The organism is Candidatus Pelagibacter sp. HIMB1587 (assembly GCF_052047775.1).
Lineage (GTDB): Bacteria > Pseudomonadota > Alphaproteobacteria > Pelagibacterales > Pelagibacteraceae > Pelagibacter.
The window spans coordinates 610,666-636,480 of record NZ_JBNAJJ010000002.1; the positions used below are offsets into that span (position 1 = coordinate 610,666).

The window sequence follows — 25,815 nt, forward strand, 5'->3', positions numbered from 1 at the left end:
GGTCAAAAAATTTGACCGCCTTAATAATTGTATTTTTATTAAATTATCTTTCAGACCAAGTAGGCATAGGATATTTTAATTCACAAGCTGCTAATTCAAATGGATATACTGTACAGTATTTTCCATTTTGAACTTGCATTAAAATACCTCTAGTTTTTTCGTTTTGGCCGTCTGCTCCAAATTTAATTCCTCTGTAAGGAACAATTAAAGACTCAGATGACATATCTAGATTTACTAGAGCTTGTCTGATTTTCTCAGGATCTGTTGATCCGGCATTATTAATTGCATTAGCTAAAGCCATAAAACCTGTAAATGCTCTTGCAGGCACATCTGATAAATCTCTTCCACCAGAGTGTGTTTTAAACAAGTCGTTTACAGTTCCAATCATAGGAATAGTTTTTGCTAAGTCAGTATTAAAAGGTGATCTTGTAATTACACCTTCTGCTTTGCTTCCCATTGTGTCTATGAATTTAGGATCTGTATAACCAGCGTTTTGAGCGACTAAAAGTTTAGGATTATAATCAAGTTCTTTTGCAGTATTTAAAAATAAATATGCATCAGCTGTATAAGATGAAGGCAATAAAACATCTGGGTTTTTTGCTTTCAATCTTTGTACCTCAGAACTCAAAGTTGTTGTTTTAGCTTTGTAGCTAATTTTCTCTATAACATCATAACCTTGTTCTTTAGCCATTTTGTCTTGAGTTCCACCACTATCAGCACCCCACAATGTATCTTCATGAATAATACCTAGTGTCTTTAACTTATTACTATTCTTTTTGTTAAAGTCGTTCATGAACTCAAACATAAGTTGAGTAAACTCACCATCGTGTGGAGTAACTCTGAAGAAGTATTTAAATCCTCTTGTTGTTAATTTTGGAGAAGTAGACTCACCGTTTACCCAAGGTATTCCTGCTCTCTCAGATACTTGACTAGCAGCACCAGTTACTGATGAGTAGTAAGCCCCAAACATTGCATGAACTTTATCAGAATTTAACATTTTCTCAGTCTCACCAACACCGATATCTGGTTTTCCACCATGGTCTCCAACAACGATAGATATTTTACCGCCGCCCAATCCTTTTAATCCGGCATCTTTTGCAAGTGGCATACCTGGAATGTTGTGACTGTTATTGATAATATCCAAAGCTGTCTTAACTGCTGCAACAGCGTCTTTACCAACCTGAGCAACAGGTCCTGTAAGTGGATAAAGTACTCCAATTTTTACATCTTCTGCATAACTAATTGCTGGCGCAGATACTAATGAAAAAAAAGTAAATACTGTAAGAATTAATTTTCTCATTTTTTTCCCTCTTGTTTAATTTTTAAATATCTAACTTAATACTATTCAATTGATCAATTCAATGGTTTAGTTTTTTTATTTTATCAATGCTTAAGAAGTATTTGTTTAATATATACATTCTTTATATATACTTTAATAATAAACCAAATGACTTCTGAAATTATAATTCAAGCTATAGTCACAGGATTAATGATGGGATTAATCTATGCATTAATTGCAGCAGGCTTAAGTTTAATTTTTGGATTAATGGAAATTGTAAATTTTGCTCATGGAGAGCATTTGATGTTGTCTATGTTTTCATCATTTTGGCTTTGGTCTTTATTTGGTTTAGATCCACTGTTTTCAATTCCAATTACTATACTTTTATTGGCATTTTGTGGAATTGTTACTCATTATTTTTTAATTCGCTATATCTTAAAAGCAAAAATGCTTATCCAAATTTGTGCAACATTTGGATTATCTATTTTTATTAGATCGATCGCTCAATTATTATGGACACCAGACTTTAGAAATGTTGATAAACCTTTACTAGAAGGACGTATTGAAATTGGATCTGTGTTTATTGGTCAGCCCCAATTATATGCAAGTCTTGTTTGTCTAGTTGCATTTTTTGGTTTGTATTGGTTTGTAACAAAAACAGAAACTGGATTAGCTCTTCAAGCAACAGCTCAAGATAGACATGCGGCAGAAATTTTAGGAATTCCATCAAATAAAATGTTTGCTATTGGTTGGGCGATTGGACTTGGTTGTGTAGGTGTAGCAGGTGGAATGATGGCAAATTATTTTTTTATTTTTACTGATGTTGGTATTAATTTTGCATTATTTGCTTTCGTTGCAGTAGCATTAGGAGGTTTTGGGAGTATCATTGGGTGTTTATATGCTGGCATAATTATAGGATTAGTAGAATCTCTTGGTGGATTATTGATCGATCCATCATTTAAACTTTTGTATGTATTTGCAATTTATCTTTTAGTTGTGATTTATAAACCTCAAGGTCTGTTTGGTAGGTATTAATGGATAGTAAGTTAGCAATTGCAAAATCAGAACCAATTTGGAATACAAATAACAGGGTTATATCAATTATTGCTGGTTTAATTATACTTTTGTTTGCACTGCCGCTTTTTGGGATGAATTCATTTTATCTCCATTTATTTATTATGATTTTCATGCATGCAGTTATGGCTCAGTCTTGGAATGTAATTGCAGGTTTTTCTGGTCAGATTAGTTTAGGCCATGGAGCATTCTTTGGAATAGGTGCTTATGCAACTTCATTTTTTTATATGGAATACGGAATAACTCCTTGGATCAGCATATTTTTTGGCATGTTAGTTTCAGCAATTTTTGCTGTCTTAATTGGTATACCAATGCTTAGATTAAGTGGCCACTACTTTGCAATTGCCACATTGTTAATTGGGATAAGTTTCCAAGTAGTTTTTCAAAGATGGGATTTAGTTGGAGCTGCATCAGGATTGTGGGTGACAATGACACCAGAAGACTCATGGTCTGCATTGCAGTTTCATAGCAGTAAAGCTCCCTATTATTACGTTTTTTTAATATTCTTTTTAATCACATTTTTTTTAGTCTGGTTGTTGAGTAGATCAAAACTTGGTTACAGATTAAGAGCAGTTAGAGACGATCCACAAGCAGCATTAAGTTTATGTATCAATGTTTCAAATTATAAAATTATAGCTTATGTGATTTCAGCAATGATCATGGCTCCGATGGGTAGCTTGTTTGCTCAATATATTTTAATTATTGATCCAGATAGAGTTTTTAATATTGAGATATCAATTATAGTTTTATTAATCACAGTACTTGGTGGAATAGGAAATGTTTGGGGTCCAATTATAGGTGCTGCAATACTTGTGCCAATTTCAGAATATTCAAGAATTTATTTAGGAGGTACGGGTGGTGCTGTTGACTTAATTTTTTATGGTTTGATTTTAATGATTATTTGTATTTTTAGACCAAACGGTCTGATCTCATTTATTCCTAAAGATATTTTAGAAAGAAAAAAACAAAGATGAAAATATTAACTGTTGAAAATTTAAGTAAATCTTTTGGTGGAATCCATGCAAATAGAGATATTTCTTTTGACGTTGAAGAAGGGTCAATTTTAGGAGTGATAGGACCTAATGGTGCTGGTAAATCTACTTTATTTGATTTGATTACTGGTTTTACAAAACCAGACACTGGAAAAGTTAAATTTTATGACAAAAATATTTTTGGAATTAGTCCTGATAAAATTAGCAATCTTGGAGTAGGTAGAACCTTCCAAAAACTAAAACCTTTCGCAGATCAAACATTACTTGAAAATGTTATGATTGGAGCGTTTGTTAAAGAGAAAGATATTAAAAGAGCAAGAGATAGAGCCTTAGAGATTATTGACTTTGTAGATTTGATTGAGAAAAGACATCATTTTGCAAAAGAGTTATCAACCGGACAAAGGAAAAGATTAGAAATGGCTAGAGCTATGGCTATTGATCCTAAATTACTTTTGATGGACGAAGTAACAGGAGGTGTGGATCAAAAGACTATCCCTGGACTTGTTGAACTTGTTAAAAAATTAAAAAAAACTGGTGTAACAATTATTACAATAGAACATAACATAAATATTATAATGGAAATTTCTGACAATGTTCTTGCATTAGATCAGGGAAAACGAATTGCATTTGGAGAACCAAAAGAAATTCAGAACAATAAACAAGTAATAGATGCTTACTTAGGAACATTTGATGCTGCTTGATGTAAAAAATATTGATGTTTTGTATGATGATTTTCAAGTTATCTGGGATGTTTCAATTAACGTAAATAAAGCAGAAATGGTTGCACTTTTAGGACCAAACGGGTCTGGTAAAAGTACTGTTTTAAACACTATAAGTAATCTCGTTGAACATAAAAAAGGTTCTATTACTTTTGATAATAACTTAATCTCAAATATTCCAACTTATAGAAGAACTGAATTAGGAATTTCACATGTTCTTGAAAGAAGAAGGGTATTTCCTCATCTTACTGTTAAACAAAATCTTTTGTTGGGTGCTTGGCATCCTAAGGCTAAAGAAGAGTTAACAAATTCATTAAACAAAGTTTATAAGATATTTCCAAAGCTAGAAACTAGATCAGATCAGCTAGCAAAAACAATGTCTGGTGGTGAGCAACAAATGTTAGCTATAGCTAGAGGCATGATGGGTTTACCTAAACTTTTAATGGTCGATGAGCCTTTTTTAGGTCTATCACCAATGGTTATGAAAGACTTAATTAAGATATTTAAAAATATAGTTGCAGAGGGGATATCAATTTTATTCGTAGAACAAAACGTAAGACTTGCATTAAGTATGGCAGATAGAGGCTATGTTTTAGAAAGTGGCAGATTAGTTATTGATGGTAAATCAGAAGATCTAATTGATAATGAGAGAGTAACTAAAGTTTTTTTAGGAAATTAATTAAAAAGCAGCAAGATCGTTATTTAGTTTATCAGTAATAAGCATTTTACCTGGACTGTGAGTGATACAAAAATCAGGTTTTGAATTTTCTAAAACAGATTGAGGAGTAACACCACATGCCCAAAATACAGGAATTTCATTGTTCTTTATTGTCCTAGGTGGATCACCATATTCAGGTTTCATTATATCTTTAATTCCAATTTCATTTGGATTACCAACATGTACAGGTGCACCATGCACAGCAGGAAATCTGGAACTAATTTGAATTGATCTAATAGTATCCTTTGAACTTAAGGGTCTCATAGACACAACTAGTTTTCCTGAAAATTGTCCAGCAGGTTCACAGTCTATTGAAGTTTTATACATTGGAACAATAGTATTGTTTTCTATGTGTTGAATTGGAATACCGGCTTCAATTAAAGGAAGCTCAAAAGACATTGAACATCCTAAAACAAAAGTTGTTAGATCTTCATTCCAATATTTTTTAATATCATATGGTTCGTCAATTAATTTTCCTTTTTCCCATACTCTATATTGAGGGACATCAGTTCTAATATCAATATCACCAAGATCTTTTAATGAAGGATCTCCTTTAGTACCAAATCCAATTAATGGACAAGGTTTTGGATTTTTTTGACAGAAAGAAGCAAAGTCCATTGCATATTTGCTTGGTAAGATACAAAGATTTCCTTGAACATACTTATTAGCAGCGCCTGCAGTTTGTTCCTTATAATTATTTTCTCTGATAACTTTTCTTGCCTCTAATGGATCTTGAATATCTAGCATTAAATTAGTATTTAGATTTCTTTGTTCCCTCAATTATTTCTTTTAACTCGTTATATTCTTCACAGTTACAAGTTTCTAATACTTTAAGTCTTTCTTTAGCTAAATCCATTCTATTTGTAGCAACATATAATTCACCAAGATACTCGTTAATACCTTTATGATTTGGATCTATTTCTAAACCTAAAAGATAATATTTTTCTCCATTTTCGTAATCGCCAAGTTTTCTAGTTGTAAAACCGAGATAGTTTAAAGTATCTGCTTGAAGAGGCTTTACTTTATTAGATTTGAGAAGAAGCTTTTGAGCTTTTGCATATCTTTTTTTAGCTTTTTCTAATTTGCCTTTTTTTTCATATTTTTTGGCAAATTTGATTGATTGTACTGCTTTATCATAATCTGACTTTACCTTCTTTGGTGTTGAGTCTGAACCTGCTGAAATTGCATTGGAAGCAAACAAAACAAATATCAAAGTAATAAATATTTTTTTAATCATTATAAAAATTTCTCCATTTGGCTTAAAGGTTTTAAATTTAGTCCATTTTCAATTAAATTTTCTCTAATTGATCTTGCGGTAGCAAGTGAACTTTCATTATCACCATGTATGCAGACAGAGTCGATTTCACAAGGTATTTGCTTTCCACTGTGACAATTCAGTGCCTGATTTTTTACCATGCTTAATACATGTTTTTTAGCCTCTTCAGGATCAGTAATTAATGCATGTGGTTTTTTTCTAGAAACTAAATTTCCATCATCTTCATAGGTTCTATCTGCAAAAATTTCGCAGGCAATCTTCATATCTAATTTTTTAGCTGCTTGTTCCATTTTAGAGCCAGTAGGAACTAAATAGATCAAATCTTTACTTATTTCATTGATTGCTTTTGCTAAAGTAGTTGCCAGATCAATATCCTCACACGCCATATTATTTAACGCTCCATGTGGTTTTATATGAGTAACATTTTCTCCATGATCTTGAGCAATTTTTTGTAAAATTTCATATTGGTCAATAATTAATTTTCTAACTTCTTCAGGTGCTAGGTTCATTCTTTGTCTTCCAAAGTTTTCTGGGTCGTTAAATGATGGGTGGGCTCCAATACTAACGCCATTTTTTTTTGATATTTGAACCACTTGGTTCATGGATTCTTCATCACCAGCATGAAATCCACATGCTACGTTAGCAGAATTTACTATATCAAGTAAGTCTGGATCATATTTATTTGAATGGTGTTTTGATTTTTCACCTAAATCACAATTTATATTAATTTCCATAGTTCTAATTGTTGAAGTATAACATGCCATGATAAAAAATATATCAAATCTTGGTGACGCAGCTGTTTATTGCGATTTTGGTGTAGAGGTAAATAAATCAGTTAACTCTGAAGTAATAAAATATTTTAAAGCTTTAAAAAAAGAGAACGTTGAAAGTATAAATAATCTTACTCCTTCTTATAATAAATTAATAGTTTCTTACGACCTTAGAAAAACAAACTTTAAAGAAGTTAAAAAATTGATTGAAAATTTAAATGTTAATGAAACTCAAAACAACAATAGTACTAAAATAGAAATTCCAGTTTGTTGTGATGATCAATTTTCTCTTGATATAAAAAGATTAGAAGAAAAATTAAATATTAATCGAGATAAAATTTTAGAAAATTTTTTTAGTAAGGAATATTTTTGTTATATGACCGGATTTATTGCCGGTATGCCTTTTTTAGGTGATTTGGATGAAAATATGAGAGTACCAAGATTAGAAACACCAAGAGTAAAAGTCCCCAAAGGATCAGTTGCTTTAACTGAACAATTTGCAAACATTTATACATTTGAAAGCCCTGGTGGATGGAACATACTTGGTAATACACCTGTAGATGTTTTTGATAATTCAAAAGAGGAAGAGCCAAATTTAATAAATCCTGGCGACATAGTAGTTTTCAAACAAATAAATCTTGAAAAATATAATAGCTACAATGACAAATAATTTTCAAATTATAAGAGCTGGAGTAAATACAACCTTTCAGGACCAAGGAAGAAATAATTTATATCATATAGGAATTCCATTTAGCGGAGCAATGGATAATAGAAATTATAGTTTAGCTAACAAGCTGGTAGGTAATAAATTAAATTCTCCAGTTATAGAATTTGCATACCAAGGACCACATTTAAAATATTCTGGAGATAAAATTAACATAGTAGTCACTGGCGATATTGTTTTTCAAATTATTAAAAATGGCACAGAAATTGATGGTAATTGTTATGAGAGTTATCAAATCGAAAGTGGAGATGAAATCAATCTTATCTCAACAAATAAATCAGTTTATGGTTATTTAGCAGTTGGTGGAGAATTAGATTTAAGATTTCAATGGAATAGTTGCTCTATAAATACCAAGGCAAATATCGGATCAAATGATGGAAAAAAATTAGAGAACGGTCAAAAAATAAATATCTTAAATATTAATACAGAACAAAGTAAAAAAAAAACTAACTATATAAATTCTAAAGTTGAAAATATCAGAGTAATAAAAGGACCAAACTTTGATTATTTTTCAGAGGAAGGAAAAAAAATATTTTTTGAAAAAGAATTTTCTGTATCAAAACTTTCAGATAGAATGGGGATGCGTTTAGAAGGTCCAAAAATTGAAAATATTGTAAACACCAATATTAAATCAGAAGGTTTGTTAAAAGGGGTCATTCAGGTACCAGCAGATGGAAACCCAATTATTATGCTGTCAGACCATGGTACTATTGGAGGGTATCCAAAAATTGGGGTGGTAGCTAGTGTTGATTATGATCGATTGGTACAAATATCACCTGGCTCAAAAATCAAATTTAAAGAGATAAATTTATCTGATGCTGAAACTTTGTTTAAATTATATGAGATGGACACTCAGAACTTACTTAATCAAATATAATGAATATTATCAGAAAACTTCCTGGACCCTTCTTAGTATTTCTAGGTGCATGTAGTCTTAGTTTTGGAGGTTTGATTGTAAAATCATTTGAGGGAGCAACTCTTTGGCAAATATTATTTTGGAGAACGGTATTCTTCCTAATTGTTATTAGCTTGTATTTAACTTTAACTTATAAGAAACAAGTATTTAGATCCTTTTATAATTTAGGATTTCCTGGTTTCTTTGGTGGATTTATTTTATCACTTGGTTTTAGTGGTTATGTGTTCGCCATGTATAACACAACAGTTGCTAATGCTAATTTTATAATTCAAACACAAACAATCTTTTTAGCAATATTTGGTTACTTTTTTTTAAAAGAAAAAATTTCAGCAATTACTCTTACTTCAATAATTCTTGCAATTTCAGGAATACTTTTAATGGTTGGAAGTTCTTTATCTCCAGGTCAAATGTCTGGAAATATTGCAGCTTTCATAATGCCAATATCCTTTGCTACATTAATTTTGGTAGTAAGAAAATATCCAACTGTTGATATGGTTCCTGCTCAATTTGTTGCAGGTGTTTTTGCGTTGTTAATAGGTTTCCTAATGTCAGAAAAAATAATGATATCTCCTAATGATATTTTTTTAGGATTTTTAGCTGGGTTTTTACAATTAGGATTAGGTTTTATCTTTATTACTATCGGAGCTCAACGAACACCATCGGCAATGGTTGGAATCATAATGCTAACAGAAGCAGTGCTAGGTCCCTTATGGGCGTGGTTGTTTATAAATGAACAGCCACCGTTCATAGTAATTATTGGAGGATCAATAGTTATTTTTGCAGTTTTACTTCAATTTTACAATTTATATACCTCAGAAAAAAAAGCGATCTAATAACATTTGACATTAAACAGTATTTATTAGAATATTTGTTAACGGGAGAGATCACAAACTTTGTGACACCGAAGGAGCAACCGCCCAGGAAACTCTCAGGTAAAAGGACCGTATTATATTAACTCTGGAAAGAGATTGAGTTCTCGCCGAAGGAGTAAAACTCTCAGGCAAAAATACAGATGGGTACGACAGAGTTAGTATGGGAAAAAAAACATCTTTAAACAAACTTCATCAAGATAACCAAGCTAAATTTGTAGAATTTGCTGGATATGAAATGCCCATACAATACAGCAAAGGGATTGTTGAGGAGCATAAATTCACAAGATCAAATTCAGGTATTTTTGATGTGTCTCATATGGGTCAATTATTTATTCATGGTGGAGATGACTTAACTGCTGATCTTGAAAAAATTTTTCCACTTGATTTAAAAAATTTGAAACAAAACTGTTCTAAATATAGTTTTTTAATGAACGATAGTGCTGGAATTCATGATGATTTGATAATCACTAAAATTGAAAAAGGATATTTAATTATTTTAAACGCAGCATGCAAAGATAATGATTTTAAAATTTTATCAGATTTACTGAACAGTAAATATGAAATGGTTCTTGATGATCAAAGAGCATTAATTGCAATTCAAGGTCCAAAGTCAGTTGAGATTTTAAATGACATAATAGAAGGTGTTGAAAAACTTAATTTTATGACAGGGAACTGGTTTGATTATAAAGATCAAAAAGCTTTTGTTACAAGGTCTGGTTATACTGGAGAGGATGGTTTTGAAGTGTCTATTAATAACGATTTAGCCGAAGGATTTACTCAGAATTTGATGGAAAAAGGAGCACAACTTATAGGACTTGGGGCAAGAGATACCTTGAGATTAGAGGCTGGATTGTGCTTATATGGACATGAACTTGATACAGAAAAAACACCAATTGAAGCAAACTTAAAGTGGGCGATTTCTAAAGAGAGAATTTCAAATGGTGGATTTGTTGGTTCTGAAAAAATTATGAAAGAAATAGAAGAGGGTACCTCTAAAATTAGAATTGGCATCAAGCCAGAAGGAAGATTGATTGCTAGAGAAAAAACTAAAATATTTGATGAGACAGAAAAACTTATTGGTGAGGTTACAAGCGGAACTTTTGGCCCAAGTGTAAATGGTCCAATAGCAATGGGCTACATAGATAAAGAGTTTTCCAAAGTTGATACAAAAATTTTACTGGAAGTAAGAGGAAAAAAACATCCTGCAAGTGTTTGCGGGTTACCATTTTATAAAAAAAGTTACGTGAAAGGAGTAAACTAATGAGTGAAGTTAAATTTTCAAAAGAGCATGAGTGGATTACAGTAGAGGGCGATGTTGCCACCATTGGAATTACAAAGCATGCAACAGAAATGTTGGGAGATATTGTTTTTGCTGAGTTACCTGAAAAAGGTTCAAGCGTTGAAAAAGATGGCACAGCAGGAGTAGTTGAGTCAACTAAAGCTGCAAGTGATGTTTATACTCCAGTAAGTGGTGAAGTAGTTGATACTAACCAAGCTATAGTAGATGATCCTGCTAAAATTAATGAAGACCCTGAGGGATCAGCTTGGTTTTTCAAACTTAAATTGAAAGATAGTTCAGAAATGGACAGCTTAATGAATAAAGAAGAATACGATAAATTTGCAAAGGAGAGTGCTAGCTAATGTTACATAACTCACAAAAAGACTTTTTAAAAAGACACATTGGGCCTTCAGAAGAAGATCAAAATAAAATGCTGAAGGAGCTTAATTATAATTCATTAGACGATTTAATAAAAAGTACAGTTCCAGAAAAGATACAATTGAAAGATGGATTAAATATAGGAGAGTCTAATTCTGAGTATGAAGCATTAAGAAAATTGAAAGCAATTTCAAAAAAAAATCAAATTTATTCTAATTTTATTGGCATGGGTTACTATGGAACTTACACTCCGTATGTAATTTTAAGAAATATTTTAGAAAATCCAGGTTGGTATACATCATATACTCCTTATCAGCCTGAAGTAGCACAAGGAAGACTAGAAATGCTTCTAAACTTTCAGCAAATGATTGTTGATTTCACTGGCATGGATATTGCAAACGCATCTTTGCTTGATGAAGGAACAGCAGCTGCAGAAGCTATGGGATTAAGTCATAGATTAAATAAAAAGGATAGTAATTTAGTTTTTGTTTCAGAAAATTGTCATCCACAAACAATCGATGTAATTCAAACAAGAGCAGAGCCAATGGGATTAAAAGTACTTGTTGGCAATGAAGATAAAGTATTGGATCAACTTAAAGAGGATTTAGTTTGTGGAATTCTTCAATATCCTGGAACTTTAGGAGACATCAAAGATCCAAGTGAAGCCATCAGTAAAATTCATAAAAAAAATGGAAAAGCTGTATTAGTTTCTGATTTATTAGCTTTAGCGCTACTTAAAACACCAAGAGAATTAGGCGCTGATATTGCTGTAGGAAGCTCTCAAAGATTTGGAATTCCAATGGGTTATGGTGGACCTCATGCAGCTTTCTTTGCAACTAAAGACGAGTTCAAAAGATCTATGCCAGGAAGAATTATTGGTGTGTCTGTTGATAGACATGGAAACAAAGCTTACCGATTATCACTTCAAACAAGAGAACAGCATATTAGAAGAGATAAAGCGACAAGTAATATTTGTACTGCTCAAGCATTGTTAGCAATCGTATCAGCAGCATATGCAATTTACCACGGGCCAGATGGAATAAAAACTATTGCAGAAAGAGTCTCTCAATTAGCTAAAAATTTTGCAGATAAATTAAAACAATCTGGATATGAAATTTATTCAGATCATTTCTTTGATACAGTTACAATTGTAACAAAAGATAAAACTGATCAAATCTATAAAAATGCTTTGGATCAAAAAGTAAACATTAGAAGAGTAAATTCTGAAATGTTGGCCGTTTCTTTTGATGAAAAGAAAAATGTTTATAGAGTAAATCAATTGTTGAAAATTTTTAATGCAGCCGAGTCTATTAAAAAAGAAGATCCAACAGTAAGTTTACCTAATTTACCAAAAAATTTACTGAGAACTTCTAAATACTTGGAACACCCTGTTTTTAATTCATATCATTCAGAAACAGAGATGCTTAGATATTTAAAAAAATTAGAAGATAAAGATATAGCTCTTAACAGAACTATGATTGCACTTGGTTCATGTACTATGAAATTAAATGCTACTGCAGAAATGATTCCTATTTCATGGAGAGAGTTAGCTGAGCCTCATCCGTTTGTACCAGTAGAGCAGATGGAAGGTTATAGAGCATTATTCACTGATCTTAAAAATTGGTTAAGATCAATTACTGGTTTTTCTGGTGTTTCACTTCAACCAAATGCAGGTGCTCAAGGAGAATATGCAGGCTTAATGGTAATTAGAAAATATCATTTAGATAGAGGAGAAGAAAATAGAAATATATGTTTGATACCAAGTTCAGCACATGGAACAAATCCTGCTAGTGCACAAATGGTTGGAATGAAAGTTGTAGTTGTTGATTGTGACAAAGAAGGAAATGTTGATTTTGAAGATTTGAAGAAAAAAGCAGAAGCACATTCTGAAAATCTTGGAGCATTAATGGTTACATATCCGTCTACTCACGGTGTATTTGAAGAAAAAATTACAGATATTTGTGAACTGATACACAAACATGGTGGTCAAGTTTATATGGATGGTGCAAACCTAAATGCACTTGTTGGAATAGCAAGACCTGGAAATTTTGGTCCAGATGTTTGTCATATAAACTTACACAAAACATTCTGCATTCCACATGGTGGCGGAGGACCAGGAATGGGGCCAATTGCATGTAAGAGACATTTGCAAGTTTACCTGCCTAATCATCCAGTTGTTAAAGATTGTGGACCCGCTACAGGAATAGGCGCAGTTTCAGCAGCCCCTTGGGGAAGCTCAAGTATTTTATCAATTTCTTGGATGTATATTAAAATGATGGGTTCTGAAGGTTTAAAACTAGCTACTCAAGTTGCGATATTAAACGCAAATTATATAGCCCATAGACTTAAAGATCATTTCCCAATTTTGTACAAAGGCTCAAATGGCAATGTTGCTCATGAATGTATTATAGATATTCGATCAATTAAGAGTGAGACAGGTATCACTGAGGAAGATATCGCTAAAAGATTGATCGATTATGGTTTCCATGCACCAACAATGTCTTGGCCAGTTGCGGGAACTATGATGATAGAGCCAACAGAGAGTGAGAGTTTATCTGAGCTTGATAGATTTTGTGATACTTTGATTAATATTAAATCTGAAATAGATAAGATCAATTCTGGTGAGTTTGATAAAGTAGACAATCCTATTAAGAACGCTCCTCATACAGATATAGAACTTGCTTCAGATGATTGGGAGCATAAATACACAAGAGAGCAAGCTGCTTATCCTGCTAAGTTCTTAAAAACAAATAAATTTTGGCCACCAGTTGCAAGAGTGGACAATGTTTATGGAGATAAGAATATCTTTTGTACTTGTCCAAGTATGGATGAGTTTAAAGAAGACGCGGCATAACCATTAATGAAAATTGCCGTAGTCGGTTCTGGTATATCAGGCTTAAGTGCTGCTTATTATTTATCAAAAAAACATCATGTAGATCTTTTTGAGAAAGAAGATCATTTTGGTGGCCATTCTCATACAATAGATTTAATTTTTGATGAAAAGAAAGTATCTGTAGATATTGGTTTTATTGTATTTAATTTTCAAACCTATCCAAATTTAATTAATTTCTTTAAAGAAAATGATGTTCAAATTGAAAAAAGTGACATGTCATTTTCTGTATCAGTAGAAAATACAAACTTTGAATATTGTGGAAAAGGTTTAAATGGAATTTTTTCCAATAGATCTAATTTGTTTAATCCTAATTTTTTAAAAATGTTTTTTGATATCATTAAATTTTATAAAAATAGTGATCAAATAAATGTTATAGATCAAAAACTTACTTTAGGTGAATATTTAGAAAATAATAAATTATCAAAAACATTTATTGATTACCATATTATCCCAATGGTATCTGCAATTTGGTCTATGCCACCTTATGAAGCAAGCAAGATGCCAATAACATTCTTTTTAAAATTTTTTCAAAATCATGGGCTCTTTAAACTAAAAAATAGACCTCAGTGGTATACTGTAACCAATAGAAGCAGAACTTATGTGAATAAAGTAATTTCAAAGATAAGTGGTGAATATTTTAAAAATTATAAAATTAAAAAAATTATAAGAAAGTCAAAAGGTTTAGATTTATATTACGGCGGTGAAAGTGAATTTTTTGATTATGATAAGGTTGTAATAGCAGCTCACGCTGATGAAGCTTTAAAGTTGATTGATAATCCTACTAATGAAGAGAAAAAAATTTTATCTAATTTTAGTTACAAGGAAAATATTGCATATATTCATACAGATAAAAGAGCGATGCCAAAAAATAAAAAGGCATGGTCCTCATGGAATTCATCAATCAATGACAAGGATTTAGAAAAAAACTCTATTACTTATTGGTTAAATCTTTTGCAAAACCTTAAATGCGATGAGGACATCTTTTTAACTCTCAATCCTTATTTTGAAATTGATGAGAGCAAAATACTTAAAATAGTTAAATTTACTCATCCTTATTATGATCAAGAAGCATTAGATGCTCAATCAGAGCTATCTAGTTTACAAAATAAAAAAGATTTACTTTTTTGTGGGAGTTATTTTGGTTACGGTTTTCATGAAGATGGAATAAAATCATCAATTGAAATGCTAAAATACCTAAATGAATAACTCATGCATATATAACGGAAAAGTAATCCATAAACGTTTTAAACCTAAAGAGCATTATTTTAATTATAGCGTTTTCTCACTTTTAATTGATTTATCTGAATTAAGAAAAATAGATCAAGAGATAAGCTTCTTTTCATTGAATAAATTCAATCTAATCAGTTTTCATGAAAAGGATCATGGTGAACGCGACGGATCTTCTCTTGAAGAGTGGGTGAAGAAAAATTTAGAACAAAATAAAATAGACACCACAGATATTAAAATTAAGCTTCTCTGTTATCCAAGGATTTTTGGTTATGTATTTAATCCTTTAAGTATCTTTTTCGTTTATAACCAAAATGATAAATTAATATCTATATTATATGAGGTGAAAAATACATTTGGTGAGCAACATACTTATGTTTTTAGAGTAGATAGTGAAAATAAACTAATTCAGAATAATTGTTCTAAAAAATTTCATGTTTCACCTTTTATAGAAATGAATTGTAAGTATTTCTTTAGAATTCTTAATCCTGATGAAAAACTTTCTGTAATCATTGATCAATATGATCAAGAAGGAAAAATTTTATATGCATCTCAGGATGGTAAAAAAACTGATTTAAATAGCAGCCAATTATTAAAGTCTTATTTAAAACATCCTCTAATGACCATTAAAATAATATCAGCAATCCATTTTGAAGCATTTAAATTATGGATGAAAGGAATTAAAATTATTAAAAAAAAAATAAAAATAAGAAACAATATAACGGTAGAGAATTAATGTTATTAAATAAAACTGCAGATAAATTAGTTTTTAAATTTTTAAGTAAAATTAAAAATGGATACCTTGAGATAACTACCCATGAAGGTGAGATTTTAAAATTTGGTAACCCTGAACAATCTTTAAATGCAAATATTAAGATAAAAAATCCAAATTTTAATTATAATTTAATTAGAGGTGGAAGTATTGGTTTTGCTGAAAGTTATATGAGAGGTGAATTTGAAACTGATAATCTTTCAGATCTAATTGAATTAACAGCTAGAAATATTCAAGTGATATATAAATTTTCTGGTTTGCTTGATCTACCTATAATTAATTTTGTAAAAAATAAAATAATTAAAAATACAAAAAGTCGAAGTAAGGAAAATATTGCAAAACATTATGATCTTGGAAATGATTTCTTTTCATTATGGTTAGATGATACTTTAACTTACTCAAGCGCAATCTTTGATGATGGCTCAAAAAATTTAAGCGTTGCGCAAAATAATAAATACCAAAAATTAATTGATCTAATCAAACCTAGTTCTGGTGACAAAGTTTTAGAAATTGGTTGTGGTTGGGGTGGCTTTGCAGAATATTTAGGAAAGAAATACGATGTGAAACTAGACTGTATTACTATTTCTAAAAAACAATTTGAATACGCAAAAAAAAGAATTCATAAGTGTGGTCTAAATGAAAAAGTAAATATCGAAATTAAAGATTACCGAGATCTTCAAGGAAAATATAATTCGATCGCTTCAATTGAAATGATTGAGGCTGTTGGGCAAAATTATTTAGAGAGTTATTTTAAAACAATAAAAGATAATTTATCGAATGGAGGAAAGGCTGCAATTCAAGCAATAACCATTGATGATAGTTTGTTTGATAGATACAAAAATAAACAGGATTTTATTCAAAAATACATTTTCCCAGGAGGATTTCTTCCTAATAAAAATAGCATTAATAGATACGTTTCAGATAACGGTTTAACAATTAATTCGTACATTTCTTATGCAGATCATTATGCAGAAACGTTAGCTATCTGGAGAGAAGAGTTTTTGAGAAAATGGGATCAAATTAAAAATCAAGGATTTGATCTGACTTTCAAAAGAATGTGGGAATTTTACCTATCTTATTGTGAAGCTGGATTTAAATCTAAAAATATTGATTTGATTCAATTTTCAATGCAGAATAAATAACACCAATAATATGAAAATAATTAAATCAATTTCGTTGATAATTCTGGCTTTCTTAATTACAAGTTGCTCAAATAATAGTGCCATGAAACCAGAAGATTTTAAAAATAAAGAACCTAGATTAATTATTGAAGAATACCTTACAGGAAACGTTAAAGCTTGGGGTGTTTTACAAAATCGATCAGGAAAAGTTACAAGACAATTCTCAGCCGACTTAGACGGAACATGGGATGGCAAACAACTAATTTTAAAAGAAAAATTTAATTGGGACGATGGTGAAGTTCAAGACCGAGAGTGGACAATTACTAAAATAGATGAACATAATTATGAAGGTACAGCAGGGGACGTTGTTGGAAAAGCAATAGGATATTCTTACGGACCTGCATTTAAATTTGAGTATGTGTTATTAGTTCCAGTTAAAGGAAAAGAATTAAAAATTACTTTTGATGATTGGATCTTTAAGCAAGATGAAAGGGTTGCAATTAACAGAGCTACAATGACTAAGTTTGGATTTAAAGTAGCAGAGCTAACTGTTGTATTCGTTAAAGATTAATTACTTCTTTTGATGCTTAGTCATCTTCCCCACTAATTTAAAATAAAGCTTACTTGGAAGAAAACTAAAGAATTTTAAAGTTAAAGTAAGTGCTTTTGGAAAATGTATTTCAAAAACATTTTTATTAATTAAACCATCATAGATTTGATCAGCAGCAAATTCAGGTGTTTTCAAAAATGGCATTTTAAAATCGTTTTTATCAGTCATTGGTGTTTTAATAAAACCAGGAGAAACCAAACAAACTCGAACATTGTACCTTTTAAAATCAAAAAATAAACTTTCTGCTAAATTATTTAGTGCAGATTTTGATGGTCCATAACCAGTTGAATTAGGCAATCCTCTATAACCAGCAATAGATGAAACTATTGTAATTATACCATTTTTTCTTTCTCTATAATATTGTTCCACTGCTTTAATGGAGTTCACTGTTCCAAAAAAATTTACTTTAAAGACATCTTCCATTTGCTCAACATCGATTTCTTTTTCTTTTTTTGGATTCCATGTACCAGTTGAAAAAAAACATATATCAATATTTTCAAACTTAGTTTTAATCTTATTGAAAACTTCTATACATTTTGTTTTATCAGTAACATCTAAGGGAAATGATGAAATATTTTCATAATTTTTTGAAAGTTCATCTAGGAGCTCAACTCTTCTCGCAGATACCGCAACATTCCATCCTTTGTTTGCAAATTTAATTGCCAAAGCTTTACCAATTCCTGTGCTACCACCAGTTATCCAAATAGTTTTTTTGCTCATTTTTTGTTATGTATAAACATTATGTTAAAAAATAAAATTGTAACATTTATATTATTTCTTATCATTACATTTTCAGCCTCATTAATTGGAGGATTAGCTACAGTTACTTTCAAGGAGCCTTGGTATTCTCTATTAAATAAACCTGTTTTTAATCCACCAGACTGGGTGTTTGGTCCAGTATGGACAATTTTATATTTATTGATGACAATTTCTATTTGGATCTATTGGCATTCCAAAAATAAAGAGATGAATACAGTTTATATTTATTTTATTCATTTAGTTTTCAATGCAACTTGGAGTATAGTTTTCTTTGTATTTCACAACATGGTTTTAGCTTTATTAGTATTAGTTGTATTAATTGCATTTATTATCAATCTAATCATAAGATATAGACGCGTCACAATGATGAGCTCGTATTTAATGATTCCATATTTACTTTGGTGTTGCTTTGCTCTAATTTTGAATACAAGTTTGATAATATTGAATTAATTATGGATGATGTTGTTGTAGTTGGTGGTGGCATAATTGGAGCAGCAACAGCTTATTTTCTCTCAAAAGAAGGGAGAAAAGTTAAGGTCATTGAAAGAGATCCAACTTACAAAACAGCTTCATTTCCTTTGTCTTTAGGAGGTTTTAGAAGACAGTTTTTTCAAAAAGAAAATATCTTACTTGGTAAATTTGCAAGAGAATTTATTTTTCAAATACCAGAATTATTGAAAACTGAAAAAAATCCTAATCCAACAGCAAGTATGGTAACCAATGGTTACCTTTTGATGTTTGGTCCTGAACATGCTGAAGAACAATATAAAGCTTTAGAAAATCATAAAGAATGTGATGCAGGTACAAAAAATATCAAAGGCTCAGAACTATCAAAAGTATTTCCATATATAAATGATGAAGGTGTTGAGACTGCTACTTACACAGATAATCAAAGTGAAGGTTGGATTGATCCTTTTATGTTTCATAGTGCACTGAAAAGTAAGGCAATAGAACTTGGAGCAGAATTTATAAAAGGAGAGGTTAAAAGTCTTTCAGAGATAAATGCTAAAACAATTGTTTCTGCAGCTGGTTGCTGGACTAAAGAATTACTAGAAGATATTCCTGTTGAGCCTCAAAAACACACAGTGTTCAGAGTAAAATGCCCAACATACATAAAAGAAATGCCTCTAACTGGTGATTTAACTACGGGTGTTTATTGGAGACCTGAGGGTGGAGAGTATTTAGCAGGATCACCATTGTCAGTATTTGGTGCAGACGATTTAGAGCCAGCATGGAATGATTTTGAAGAATTAGTTTGGCCAGCACTAGCAAAAAGAATTCCAGCTTTTGAAGAATTAAAATTAACTGGAGGCTGGGCAGGTTACTACGATTGTAACAGATTAGATAATAATGCTGTTGTTGGGAAACATCCTAAGTACGACAATGTTTATATGGCAACTGGTTTTACTGGAAGAGGATTAATGCAAGCTCCAGGTATTGGACGAGCACTAACAGAATTGATTACTACCGGCTCGTATCAGACAATTGATATTAGTGATTTTTCAGTTGAGAGAGTATTGGGAAAAAGTGCAAGACCTGAGCCATACGTATTATAAATTAGGTTCCACAAAAAGTTTGATACTTTTCATTTCCAATTGGGGCAGGTTTTTGAAATTCAATAATATTTTTTTGATCAGAGTAAGGATTACTTAAAACTTTTAAAAGTTTATTCATTGTTTCTAGATTTCCTTTGTCTGCATCAGCTAGTGCTTCTTCTACTTTTTGATTTCTTGGTATAACAATAGGATTAGTTTTTTTCATCAGTTCTAAATGTTTGTCAGATGAATTATTTAGTTTTACTCTTTTTTCCCATTCATTAATCCAACTTTTAAATTCCTCATTTTTGTAGATCTCATCACCGACTTCAACACCCATTAAATAACAGAAGGTGTTTGTGTAATCTGCATTATTATTTTTCATCCAATCTAAAAGTTTATTAATTAATGCTAGATCATTTTTATCTTCACCAAATAAACCAAGTTTATCTCTCATCATATTTAACCATTTTTCTTCATAAATATTTTGAAAGTTATCAATTAATTCTGTTGCAATTTTAATTGCTGTATCTTCATCTTTATCAATAAGTGGGATCAGACATTCTGCAAATCTTGCTAAATTCCATTTTGTAATCGGTGGTTGATTTGAAAAAGCATATCTTCCAAATTTATCTATAGAGCTAAATACTGTTTTTGGATCATACTGATCCATGAAAGCACATGGACCATAATCAATTGTTTCACCAGAAATAGCCATATTATCAGTGTTCATGACCCCATGAATAAATCCAACTCTCATCCAATTAATGACTAATTGACATTGTTTTTCCATTACAAGATTTAATAAATCTAAAGCTTTGTTTTTAGAGGACTTAATTTCTGGATAGTGTCTATCAATTGTGTAATCAACTAATGTTTTAAGATCTTCTAGATTTTGAGTGGCTGCAATATATTGAAAAGTTCCAACTCGAATATGACTGGATGCAACTCTTGTTAAAATTGCTCCATTTAACAAATTTTCTCTAACAACTTTTTCGCCAGTTTTGACAACCGCAAGACTTCTAGTTGTTGGAATATTTAAAGCGTTAATTGCTTCACTAATTATGTATTCTCTCAGCATTGGACCTAAAGCTGCTCTTCCATCACCACCCCTAGAAAAAGAAGTTCTTCCTGAACCTTTAAATTGTATATCGAAACGTTGATTTTTATTATCTATATGTTCTCCTAATAAAACTGCTCTTCCATCTCCAAGCATCGTGAAATGACCAAATTGATGACCAGCATATGCTTGTGCAATTGAATTAGTTCCTTCAGGCAAACTATTTCCTGAAAATATTTCAGCTAATTTTTTTTTATCTATTCCTGAAAAGTTTAAATTTAAATTTTTAGCAAGTTCTTCGTTTAAAATAACAAGCTCAGGCTCATGAACTGGTGTAGGCTTGATGTCTTCTTTAAATGTTTTTGATAGTTTTGAATATGAATTTTCAAAATGCCAACCGATGGTCATTTTAATGAACTAACTTCAGCTTGATGTTCTTTTGGCTTAACTTCTGTTTTAAATTGATTAGAAATTTTTTGAACTTCAACTGATGAAACTTTGTATTCAGCACACATTGTTTCCTCATCTTTTCCATGACCAGTTACCATATTAACCATGTGTTCAGGGAAGTGGAATGTTGTAAATACAATTCCTTCTTTAACTTTATCTGTTACTTCAACTTTTAAAGCAACTTCTCCTCGTCCAGAATATAATCTTCCAATATCACCTGTATTTAAATCTCTATGAGCTGCATCTTTAGGGTGAATAAGTAAAACATCCTCATCAACAATGTTTATGTTTTTTGTTCTTCTTGTCATTGTTGCTGCATTGTAGTGTTGTAAAACTCTACTTGTAGTTAAAATTAATGGATAATCTTTTTGATTAGCTTCTATCTCACTAGATTCTTTCCAATCAAAGTTTTTCAATCTTCCTTTTCCAAGTTTAAATGTTTCTGTGTGTAGAATTTGTGTATCTGTTCCATCTTCTTTTACAGGCCATTGTAATCCTAATTTACCAAGTCTCTCTCTAGTAACACCTTTAAAGAATGGTACCACATCAGCAATCTCTGCTAATACTTGATCTGCATCATAAGATGGTTGATCAAAACCTAATTTTTGCATCATCTCAGTTACAATTAGTCCATCTGGTTTTGTACCTGGTAATGGAGGAACTGCTCTGTTAACTCTTTGAATTCTTCTTTCAGTATTTGTAAAAGTTCCATCTTTTTCTAGGAAAGTAGTTCCCGGTAAAACGACAGTTGCAAGTTTTGCAGTTTCACTCATAAATATTTCTTGAACCACTAATAGCTCTAATGAGTTCATTGCTTCAATAACATGTGCACTATTTGGATCTGTTTGAACTATATCTTCACCAATAATCCATAAACCTTTTAGTTCTTTACTGATTGCAGCCTCAAACATTTGAGGGATTTTTAAACCTGGTTTAGTAGGGTGAGTTACACCATATTTTTCAGTATAAAATTTTTGATTGTTTTCATCTGCTACCTCAAAATAACCTGCACCTTGGTGAGGCTGACATCCCATATCTGCAGCACCTTGTACATTATTTTGACCTCTAAGTGGATTTACACCAACACCTTTTCTTCCAATATTTCCTGTAATCATTGCTAAATCAGCAATCAACATCACAGTTTTAGAGCCTTGTTCGTGTTCAGTAACTCCTAATCCATGAAACTCCATTGAATTTCTTGCTGTTGCATAAGCAATTGCAGCTTCTTTAACTAGTTGTTTATCAACACCAGCTACTTTTGCTAATTGATCAACATCCTGTCTTTCAATTTCTTTTAAGAAATTATCAAAACCTTCAGTTCTATCTCTTACAAAGTCAGCATTATAAAGTTTAGATTTAATAATAAAGTGTAACATCATATTTAGAACCGCAACGTTAGTTCCTGGTCTAAGTTTGATATGATAATCTGCAAGTTTAGCTAATTCAGTTGTTACTGGATCAAGGACAATTAATTTTTTACCTTTCATCACTTGCTGTTTGATTTTTGCACCAGTTACTGGGTGAGCATTAGTCGGGTTTGCACCAATAACTAAAAATAAATCTGCATGATAAATATCTTCTGTTGAATTAGTTGCTGCACCTGTTCCAAATGTTTGCTGCATACCCCAAGCTGTAGGTGAATGACAAATTCTTGCACAGCAATCGACACTGTTAGTCCCAACAGCTGCCCTAATCATTTTTTGGAACACATAGTTTTCTTCGTTTGTACATCTTGCAGAAGAAATTCCAGCAAAAGCATCTGGTCCGTTTTCTTTTGTAATTCTGTTCATTTCTTTTTTGATAAAGTCATAAGCTTCATCCCAAGTTGCTTCTTCAAACTTTCCATTTCTTTTAATTAATGGAGTTTTTAATCTGTCAGGATGTTCATAAAAACTAAATGCGTATCTTCCTTTAATACAAGTGTGACCAGCGTTTACTTCTGTTTGTTTAGGAGTATCTATTGCAACTACTTTATCATCTTTAATAGATGCTTCTAAGTTACAACCAACACCACAGTACGAACAAGTAGTTCTGACTTTTTTGTCTACAGCTGCTGACTTAGATTGGAATACATCTGAAATTGCATCCGTTGGACATGTATGAGCACAAGCTCCACATGACACACAAGAACTATCTCCAAACATCATATCGTTATCTGTTGTAATTCTAGACTCAAACCCTCTACCACTCATTGTTAAAACAAATGATCCTTGAATTTCATCACATGCTCTGACACATCTTCCGCAGTTAATACAGTTATCTAAATTCATTCTCATGTAATCATGAGAAGTATCTCTTGGAATTCCTTTATGTTGCTTAGGACTATTGTATCTATGATCAGCAACACCTAAATCATTTGCAACTGTTTGAAGTTCACAGTTATTGTTTACTTCACAAGTATCACATTCCATTGGGTGATCAGTTAAAACTAATTCAACAATATTTTTTCTAAGGCTTGTTAATGTTTCGTTTGAAGTGAATATATGTTGGTTTTCAGCAACTGGTGTATGACAAGATGCAACTACTCTAGTTGGTCCGTCTTTTTCTAAAGCTACTTCAACAGAACAAACTCTGCAAGCTCCATATGGTGCTAAGTTAGGGTCATCACATAAAGTTGGCACCTTTTTTTCACCAACATAGCTTTTAACGAATTTTAAAATAGATGTATGATTAGGACCTATTTCGTAAGGTTTTCCATCAATATAAGCAATTTTTCTTTTCTCTGAGCTCATTAATTATCTTTCACCATATCATTTTTCATTTCATCGCCAAAGTATTTTAGGATGTTTTGAATAGGAGTTGGGATCGCTCCACATAGAGCACATAAGCAGCCTTTTTGCATAGTAACCAACAATTCCTCTAGTAATTTTAAAGGAATTTTAGCTGTTTTCTTCTTAGCTTGATCAAACATTTCTTTTCCTCTGTAAGATCCAAGTCTTCCTGGAAAACATTTTCCACAAGATTCTTCTGCAGAAAATTCAAACAAATGATGAATATATTCAGCCATTGGAAAATCTTTTGGAATACTAACTACACTTGCGTGACCTAGCATAAAACCTTTTGCAGTAAACTCTTGAAAATCTAAATTTAGATTTTCTATTTCACTTAAAGGAACGACTCCACCTAAAGGACCACCTATTTGAAAAGCTTTGACAGGTTCTTTGTATCCACCACCAATTTCATTAAATATTTTTTTCATCGGTGTTCCCATATCAATTTCATAAACACCAGGATTATTAAAGAAACTATCTAAGCAAACTAATTTTGTTCCAGCTGACTTTTTATTTCCAACTGAAGAAAATTTTTCTGATCCATTTAATAAAATTCCAGTTGCAGCAGCTAAAGTTTCAACATTGTTAACTACAGTTGGTTTTTTATATAACCCTTCTGTTACAGGGAAGGGAGGTCTTACATCTACTTCAGCTCTTCTTCCTTCAATAGAAGCTATCAAAGCTGTTTCTTCTCCACAAATATATGCACCTTGACCGATACAAATTCCAAGATCAAAAGAAAAATCTGTCCCTAAAATATTTTCACCTAATAGATTTAATTTTTTAAGTTCATTAATACATCCATTGATCGCTTCAATCGATTTTGGATACTCACCTCTGATGTATAATACTCCTTCATCACTTCCAATTACAAATCCACATAACACCATTCCAAAAATAACTTTTAATGGTTGATCTTCTAACAGATATCTGTCCGAAAAAGCTCCTGAGTCACCTTCATCTGCATTGCAGATAACATATTTTTTATCACCTTTTGCTTTACTACAGAAATCCCATTTCATTCCTGTTGGAAAACCTGCGCCACCTCTTCCTGTAAGGTTTGAGTCTAATAATGATTTTACTATTTCTTTTTTATCTGTTTTTAAAAATTTACTTAAGTGTTCTTTAAATTGATCTGTTGATGACAATTTATCATCCATTAAAAAACTTGTTGTTGCATAGCTCTTAGAGAAAAATTTTTCTTGTTTAATTTCTTCACCTTTTAAAATTTGATCAATCTTTTCAATATCTTTTCCAGCATAATTTTCACCATCATAGTGAAATGCATGATTTTCATAACAATGACCCAGACAAAACATCTCTCCAACTTTGTCATCACCTAATTTTTCTTTTAATTTATCTTTTAGTTTGTCTTGCGTACCTGCACACATGCATGCACTTCCGTTACATACGAAAGCTTTTTTTTCTCTATGTGAAGGTCTTAAAAATTCATAAAAAGATTCTGCACCATGAAGTGTTGAAACTCCAAGGTTATGTTTTTTTGCAATTTCTTTAATATCTTGAGGGTTTTCACTTAATGTGTTCTCTGAAATTTGCTTAAATAGGTTGTCTTTTAAGCCTATTCTTCCAGATAAATTACTTATATTTTTTGACACAATT

At 31.4% G+C, this 25,815-nt stretch carries 24 protein-coding genes and 1 riboswitch; of the genes, 16 read left to right on the forward strand and 8 right to left on the reverse strand.

The window, feature by feature from the left end; translation table 11 throughout:
* Positions 1-43: 43 nt before the first annotated feature.
* Complete coding sequence (locus tag ACTTBE_RS07620; RefSeq protein ID WP_440651084.1) at positions 44-1,300, reverse strand: ABC transporter substrate-binding protein; 1,257 nt, start codon at positions 1,298-1,300, stop codon at positions 44-46.
* Positions 1,301-1,447: 147 nt separating this feature from the next.
* Here ACTTBE_RS07620 and ACTTBE_RS07625 point away from each other — a divergent pair, with 147 nt between their 5' ends.
* The 4 genes from ACTTBE_RS07625 to ACTTBE_RS07640 are packed head-to-tail and all read left to right on the forward strand — an operon-like array spanning position 1,448 to position 4,743.
* The gene (locus ACTTBE_RS07625; RefSeq protein WP_440635302.1) at positions 1,448-2,314 is read left to right on the forward strand and encodes a branched-chain amino acid ABC transporter permease; all 867 of its coding nucleotides are present in this window, start codon (positions 1,448-1,450) and stop codon (positions 2,312-2,314) included.
* Positions 2,314-3,327 carry a branched-chain amino acid ABC transporter permease gene (locus tag ACTTBE_RS07630; RefSeq protein WP_440677821.1) on the forward strand — a complete coding sequence of 338 codons (1,014 nt, stop codon included), beginning with the start codon at positions 2,314-2,316 and terminating at the stop codon, positions 3,325-3,327. The genes ACTTBE_RS07625 and ACTTBE_RS07630 overlap by 1 nt, the downstream gene beginning before the upstream one ends.
* Positions 3,324-4,046: an ABC transporter ATP-binding protein gene (locus ACTTBE_RS07635; protein ID WP_440652829.1), complete on the forward strand. Its 723-nt coding sequence runs from the start codon at positions 3,324-3,326 to the stop codon at positions 4,044-4,046. Before ACTTBE_RS07630 ends, ACTTBE_RS07635 begins: the two co-directional genes overlap by 4 nt.
* Positions 4,036-4,743 carry an ABC transporter ATP-binding protein gene (locus ACTTBE_RS07640; RefSeq protein WP_440677822.1) on the forward strand — a complete coding sequence of 236 codons (708 nt, stop codon included), beginning with the start codon at positions 4,036-4,038 and terminating at the stop codon, positions 4,741-4,743. Before ACTTBE_RS07635 ends, ACTTBE_RS07640 begins: the two co-directional genes overlap by 11 nt.
* Here the strand turns inward: ACTTBE_RS07640 and ACTTBE_RS07645 are convergent, their stop codons facing one another.
* Genes ACTTBE_RS07645 through ACTTBE_RS07655 form a run of 3 tightly spaced genes read right to left on the reverse strand, consistent with a single transcriptional unit; the run spans position 4,744 to position 6,792 of the window.
* The gene (locus tag ACTTBE_RS07645) at positions 4,744-5,529 is read right to left on the reverse strand and encodes a putative hydro-lyase (protein ID WP_440677823.1); all 786 of its coding nucleotides are present in this window, start codon (positions 5,527-5,529) and stop codon (positions 4,744-4,746) included.
* Positions 5,530-5,533: 4 nt separating this feature from the next.
* Positions 5,534-6,019 (reverse strand): tetratricopeptide repeat protein, encoded by a 486-nt coding sequence (locus ACTTBE_RS07650; RefSeq protein WP_440677824.1) that lies wholly within the window; start codon positions 6,017-6,019, stop codon positions 5,534-5,536.
* Positions 6,019-6,792: a 5-oxoprolinase subunit PxpA gene (locus ACTTBE_RS07655; RefSeq protein WP_440677825.1), complete on the reverse strand. Its 774-nt coding sequence runs from the start codon at positions 6,790-6,792 to the stop codon at positions 6,019-6,021. Before ACTTBE_RS07655 ends, ACTTBE_RS07650 begins: the two co-directional genes overlap by 1 nt.
* Positions 6,793-6,820: 28 nt before the next feature.
* Here ACTTBE_RS07655 and ACTTBE_RS07660 point away from each other — a divergent pair, with 28 nt between their 5' ends.
* From ACTTBE_RS07660 to ACTTBE_RS07705, 10 genes are all read left to right on the forward strand, one after another.
* Positions 6,821-7,498 carry an allophanate hydrolase subunit 1 gene (locus tag ACTTBE_RS07660; RefSeq protein ID WP_440677826.1) on the forward strand — a complete coding sequence of 226 codons (678 nt, stop codon included), beginning with the start codon at positions 6,821-6,823 and terminating at the stop codon, positions 7,496-7,498.
* The gene (locus tag ACTTBE_RS07665) at positions 7,488-8,429 is read left to right on the forward strand and encodes a biotin-dependent carboxyltransferase family protein (protein WP_440677827.1); all 942 of its coding nucleotides are present in this window, start codon (positions 7,488-7,490) and stop codon (positions 8,427-8,429) included. The genes ACTTBE_RS07660 and ACTTBE_RS07665 overlap by 11 nt, the downstream gene beginning before the upstream one ends.
* Entirely contained in the window at positions 8,429-9,301 is an 873-nt protein-coding gene (locus tag ACTTBE_RS07670) for a DMT family transporter (protein ID WP_440677828.1), read from the forward strand. Before ACTTBE_RS07665 ends, ACTTBE_RS07670 begins: the two co-directional genes overlap by 1 nt.
* A gap of 31 nt (positions 9,302-9,332) precedes the next feature.
* Positions 9,333-9,422, forward strand: a riboswitch (glycine riboswitch).
* A 78-nt stretch (positions 9,423-9,500) separates the two neighbouring features.
* Complete coding sequence (gene gcvT / locus ACTTBE_RS07675; protein WP_440677829.1) at positions 9,501-10,601, forward strand: glycine cleavage system aminomethyltransferase GcvT; 1,101 nt, start codon at positions 9,501-9,503, stop codon at positions 10,599-10,601.
* Positions 10,601-10,981, forward strand: a complete 381-nt coding sequence (gene gcvH, locus ACTTBE_RS07680) for a glycine cleavage system protein GcvH (protein ID WP_262589607.1) — start codon at positions 10,601-10,603, stop codon at positions 10,979-10,981. The genes gcvT and gcvH overlap by 1 nt, the downstream gene beginning before the upstream one ends.
* The gene (gcvP, locus tag ACTTBE_RS07685) at positions 10,981-13,851 is read left to right on the forward strand and encodes an aminomethyl-transferring glycine dehydrogenase (RefSeq protein ID WP_440677830.1); all 2,871 of its coding nucleotides are present in this window, start codon (positions 10,981-10,983) and stop codon (positions 13,849-13,851) included. The genes gcvH and gcvP overlap by 1 nt, the downstream gene beginning before the upstream one ends.
* A gap of 6 nt (positions 13,852-13,857) precedes the next feature.
* Positions 13,858-15,096: an NAD(P)/FAD-dependent oxidoreductase gene (locus ACTTBE_RS07690; RefSeq protein ID WP_440677831.1), complete on the forward strand. Its 1,239-nt coding sequence runs from the start codon at positions 13,858-13,860 to the stop codon at positions 15,094-15,096.
* Positions 15,089-15,853 (forward strand): DUF1365 domain-containing protein, encoded by a 765-nt coding sequence (locus ACTTBE_RS07695; RefSeq protein WP_440677832.1) that lies wholly within the window; start codon positions 15,089-15,091, stop codon positions 15,851-15,853. The genes ACTTBE_RS07690 and ACTTBE_RS07695 overlap by 8 nt, the downstream gene beginning before the upstream one ends.
* On the forward strand, positions 15,853-17,031 hold the full coding sequence (locus ACTTBE_RS07700; RefSeq protein WP_440677833.1) for a class I SAM-dependent methyltransferase: 1,179 nt from the start codon (positions 15,853-15,855) through the stop codon (positions 17,029-17,031). The genes ACTTBE_RS07695 and ACTTBE_RS07700 overlap by 1 nt, the downstream gene beginning before the upstream one ends.
* Before the next feature lie 10 nt (positions 17,032-17,041).
* Complete coding sequence (locus ACTTBE_RS07705; protein WP_440613940.1) at positions 17,042-17,581, forward strand: DUF3833 domain-containing protein; 540 nt, start codon at positions 17,042-17,044, stop codon at positions 17,579-17,581.
* Here ACTTBE_RS07705 and ACTTBE_RS07710 read toward each other — a convergent pair whose 3' ends face one another.
* Complete coding sequence (locus ACTTBE_RS07710; protein ID WP_440677834.1) at positions 17,582-18,340, reverse strand: SDR family NAD(P)-dependent oxidoreductase; 759 nt, start codon at positions 18,338-18,340, stop codon at positions 17,582-17,584.
* 21 nt (positions 18,341-18,361) lie between these two features.
* Between ACTTBE_RS07710 and ACTTBE_RS07715 the strand changes: the two genes are divergently transcribed.
* Together ACTTBE_RS07715 and ACTTBE_RS07720 are read left to right on the forward strand one after the other, a co-directional pair.
* Positions 18,362-18,829: a TspO/MBR family protein gene (locus ACTTBE_RS07715; protein WP_440677835.1), complete on the forward strand. Its 468-nt coding sequence runs from the start codon at positions 18,362-18,364 to the stop codon at positions 18,827-18,829.
* A gap of 2 nt (positions 18,830-18,831) precedes the next feature.
* Positions 18,832-19,935 carry an NAD(P)/FAD-dependent oxidoreductase gene (locus ACTTBE_RS07720; RefSeq protein WP_440677836.1) on the forward strand — a complete coding sequence of 368 codons (1,104 nt, stop codon included), beginning with the start codon at positions 18,832-18,834 and terminating at the stop codon, positions 19,933-19,935.
* A 1-nt stretch (position 19,936) separates the two neighbouring features.
* Here ACTTBE_RS07720 and ACTTBE_RS07725 read toward each other — a convergent pair whose 3' ends face one another.
* Genes ACTTBE_RS07725 through ACTTBE_RS07735 form a run of 3 tightly spaced genes read right to left on the reverse strand, consistent with a single transcriptional unit; the run spans position 19,937 to position 25,811 of the window.
* Positions 19,937-21,382: a protein adenylyltransferase SelO gene (locus tag ACTTBE_RS07725; RefSeq protein WP_440677837.1), complete on the reverse strand. Its 1,446-nt coding sequence runs from the start codon at positions 21,380-21,382 to the stop codon at positions 19,937-19,939.
* On the reverse strand, positions 21,379-24,156 hold the full coding sequence (gene fdhF, locus ACTTBE_RS07730) for a formate dehydrogenase subunit alpha (protein ID WP_440677838.1): 2,778 nt from the start codon (positions 24,154-24,156) through the stop codon (positions 21,379-21,381). Before fdhF ends, ACTTBE_RS07725 begins: the two co-directional genes overlap by 4 nt.
* Complete coding sequence (locus tag ACTTBE_RS07735) at positions 24,156-25,811, reverse strand: NADH-ubiquinone oxidoreductase-F iron-sulfur binding region domain-containing protein (RefSeq protein WP_440677839.1); 1,656 nt, start codon at positions 25,809-25,811, stop codon at positions 24,156-24,158. Before ACTTBE_RS07735 ends, fdhF begins: the two co-directional genes overlap by 1 nt.
* Positions 25,812-25,815: the final 4 nt, after the last annotated feature.

What these genes read in the sequence shown, in the direction of transcription:
- ACTTBE_RS07620 (WP_440651084.1), bottom strand. Translation starts at nt 1,300, where the DNA reads ATGAGAAAATTAATTCTTACAGTATTTACTTTTTTTTCATTAGTATCT.
- ACTTBE_RS07625 (WP_440635302.1), top strand. Translation starts at nt 1,448, where the DNA reads ATGACTTCTGAAATTATAATTCAAGCTATAGTCACAGGATTAATGATG.
- ACTTBE_RS07630 (WP_440677821.1), top strand. Translation starts at nt 2,314, where the DNA reads ATGGATAGTAAGTTAGCAATTGCAAAATCAGAACCAATTTGGAATACA.
- ACTTBE_RS07635 (WP_440652829.1), top strand. Translation starts at nt 3,324, where the DNA reads ATGAAAATATTAACTGTTGAAAATTTAAGTAAATCTTTTGGTGGAATC.
- ACTTBE_RS07640 (WP_440677822.1), top strand. Translation starts at nt 4,036, where the DNA reads ATGCTGCTTGATGTAAAAAATATTGATGTTTTGTATGATGATTTTCAA.
- ACTTBE_RS07645 (WP_440677823.1), bottom strand. Translation starts at nt 5,529, where the DNA reads ATGCTAGATATTCAAGATCCATTAGAGGCAAGAAAAGTTATCAGAGAA.
- ACTTBE_RS07650 (WP_440677824.1), bottom strand. Translation starts at nt 6,019, where the DNA reads ATGATTAAAAAAATATTTATTACTTTGATATTTGTTTTGTTTGCTTCC.
- ACTTBE_RS07655 (WP_440677825.1), bottom strand. Translation starts at nt 6,792, where the DNA reads ATGGAAATTAATATAAATTGTGATTTAGGTGAAAAATCAAAACACCAT.
- ACTTBE_RS07660 (WP_440677826.1), top strand. Translation starts at nt 6,821, where the DNA reads ATGATAAAAAATATATCAAATCTTGGTGACGCAGCTGTTTATTGCGAT.
- ACTTBE_RS07665 (WP_440677827.1), top strand. Translation starts at nt 7,488, where the DNA reads ATGACAAATAATTTTCAAATTATAAGAGCTGGAGTAAATACAACCTTT.
- ACTTBE_RS07670 (WP_440677828.1), top strand. Translation starts at nt 8,429, where the DNA reads ATGAATATTATCAGAAAACTTCCTGGACCCTTCTTAGTATTTCTAGGT.
- gcvT (WP_440677829.1), top strand. Translation starts at nt 9,501, where the DNA reads ATGGGAAAAAAAACATCTTTAAACAAACTTCATCAAGATAACCAAGCT.
- gcvH (WP_262589607.1), top strand. Translation starts at nt 10,601, where the DNA reads ATGAGTGAAGTTAAATTTTCAAAAGAGCATGAGTGGATTACAGTAGAG.
- gcvP (WP_440677830.1), top strand. Translation starts at nt 10,981, where the DNA reads ATGTTACATAACTCACAAAAAGACTTTTTAAAAAGACACATTGGGCCT.
- ACTTBE_RS07690 (WP_440677831.1), top strand. Translation starts at nt 13,858, where the DNA reads ATGAAAATTGCCGTAGTCGGTTCTGGTATATCAGGCTTAAGTGCTGCT.
- ACTTBE_RS07695 (WP_440677832.1), top strand. Translation starts at nt 15,089, where the DNA reads ATGAATAACTCATGCATATATAACGGAAAAGTAATCCATAAACGTTTT.
- ACTTBE_RS07700 (WP_440677833.1), top strand. Translation starts at nt 15,853, where the DNA reads ATGTTATTAAATAAAACTGCAGATAAATTAGTTTTTAAATTTTTAAGT.
- ACTTBE_RS07705 (WP_440613940.1), top strand. Translation starts at nt 17,042, where the DNA reads ATGAAAATAATTAAATCAATTTCGTTGATAATTCTGGCTTTCTTAATT.
- ACTTBE_RS07710 (WP_440677834.1), bottom strand. Translation starts at nt 18,340, where the DNA reads ATGAGCAAAAAAACTATTTGGATAACTGGTGGTAGCACAGGAATTGGT.
- ACTTBE_RS07715 (WP_440677835.1), top strand. Translation starts at nt 18,362, where the DNA reads ATGTTAAAAAATAAAATTGTAACATTTATATTATTTCTTATCATTACA.
- ACTTBE_RS07720 (WP_440677836.1), top strand. Translation starts at nt 18,832, where the DNA reads ATGGATGATGTTGTTGTAGTTGGTGGTGGCATAATTGGAGCAGCAACA.
- ACTTBE_RS07725 (WP_440677837.1), bottom strand. Translation starts at nt 21,382, where the DNA reads ATGACCATCGGTTGGCATTTTGAAAATTCATATTCAAAACTATCAAAA.
- fdhF (WP_440677838.1), bottom strand. Translation starts at nt 24,156, where the DNA reads ATGAGCTCAGAGAAAAGAAAAATTGCTTATATTGATGGAAAACCTTAC.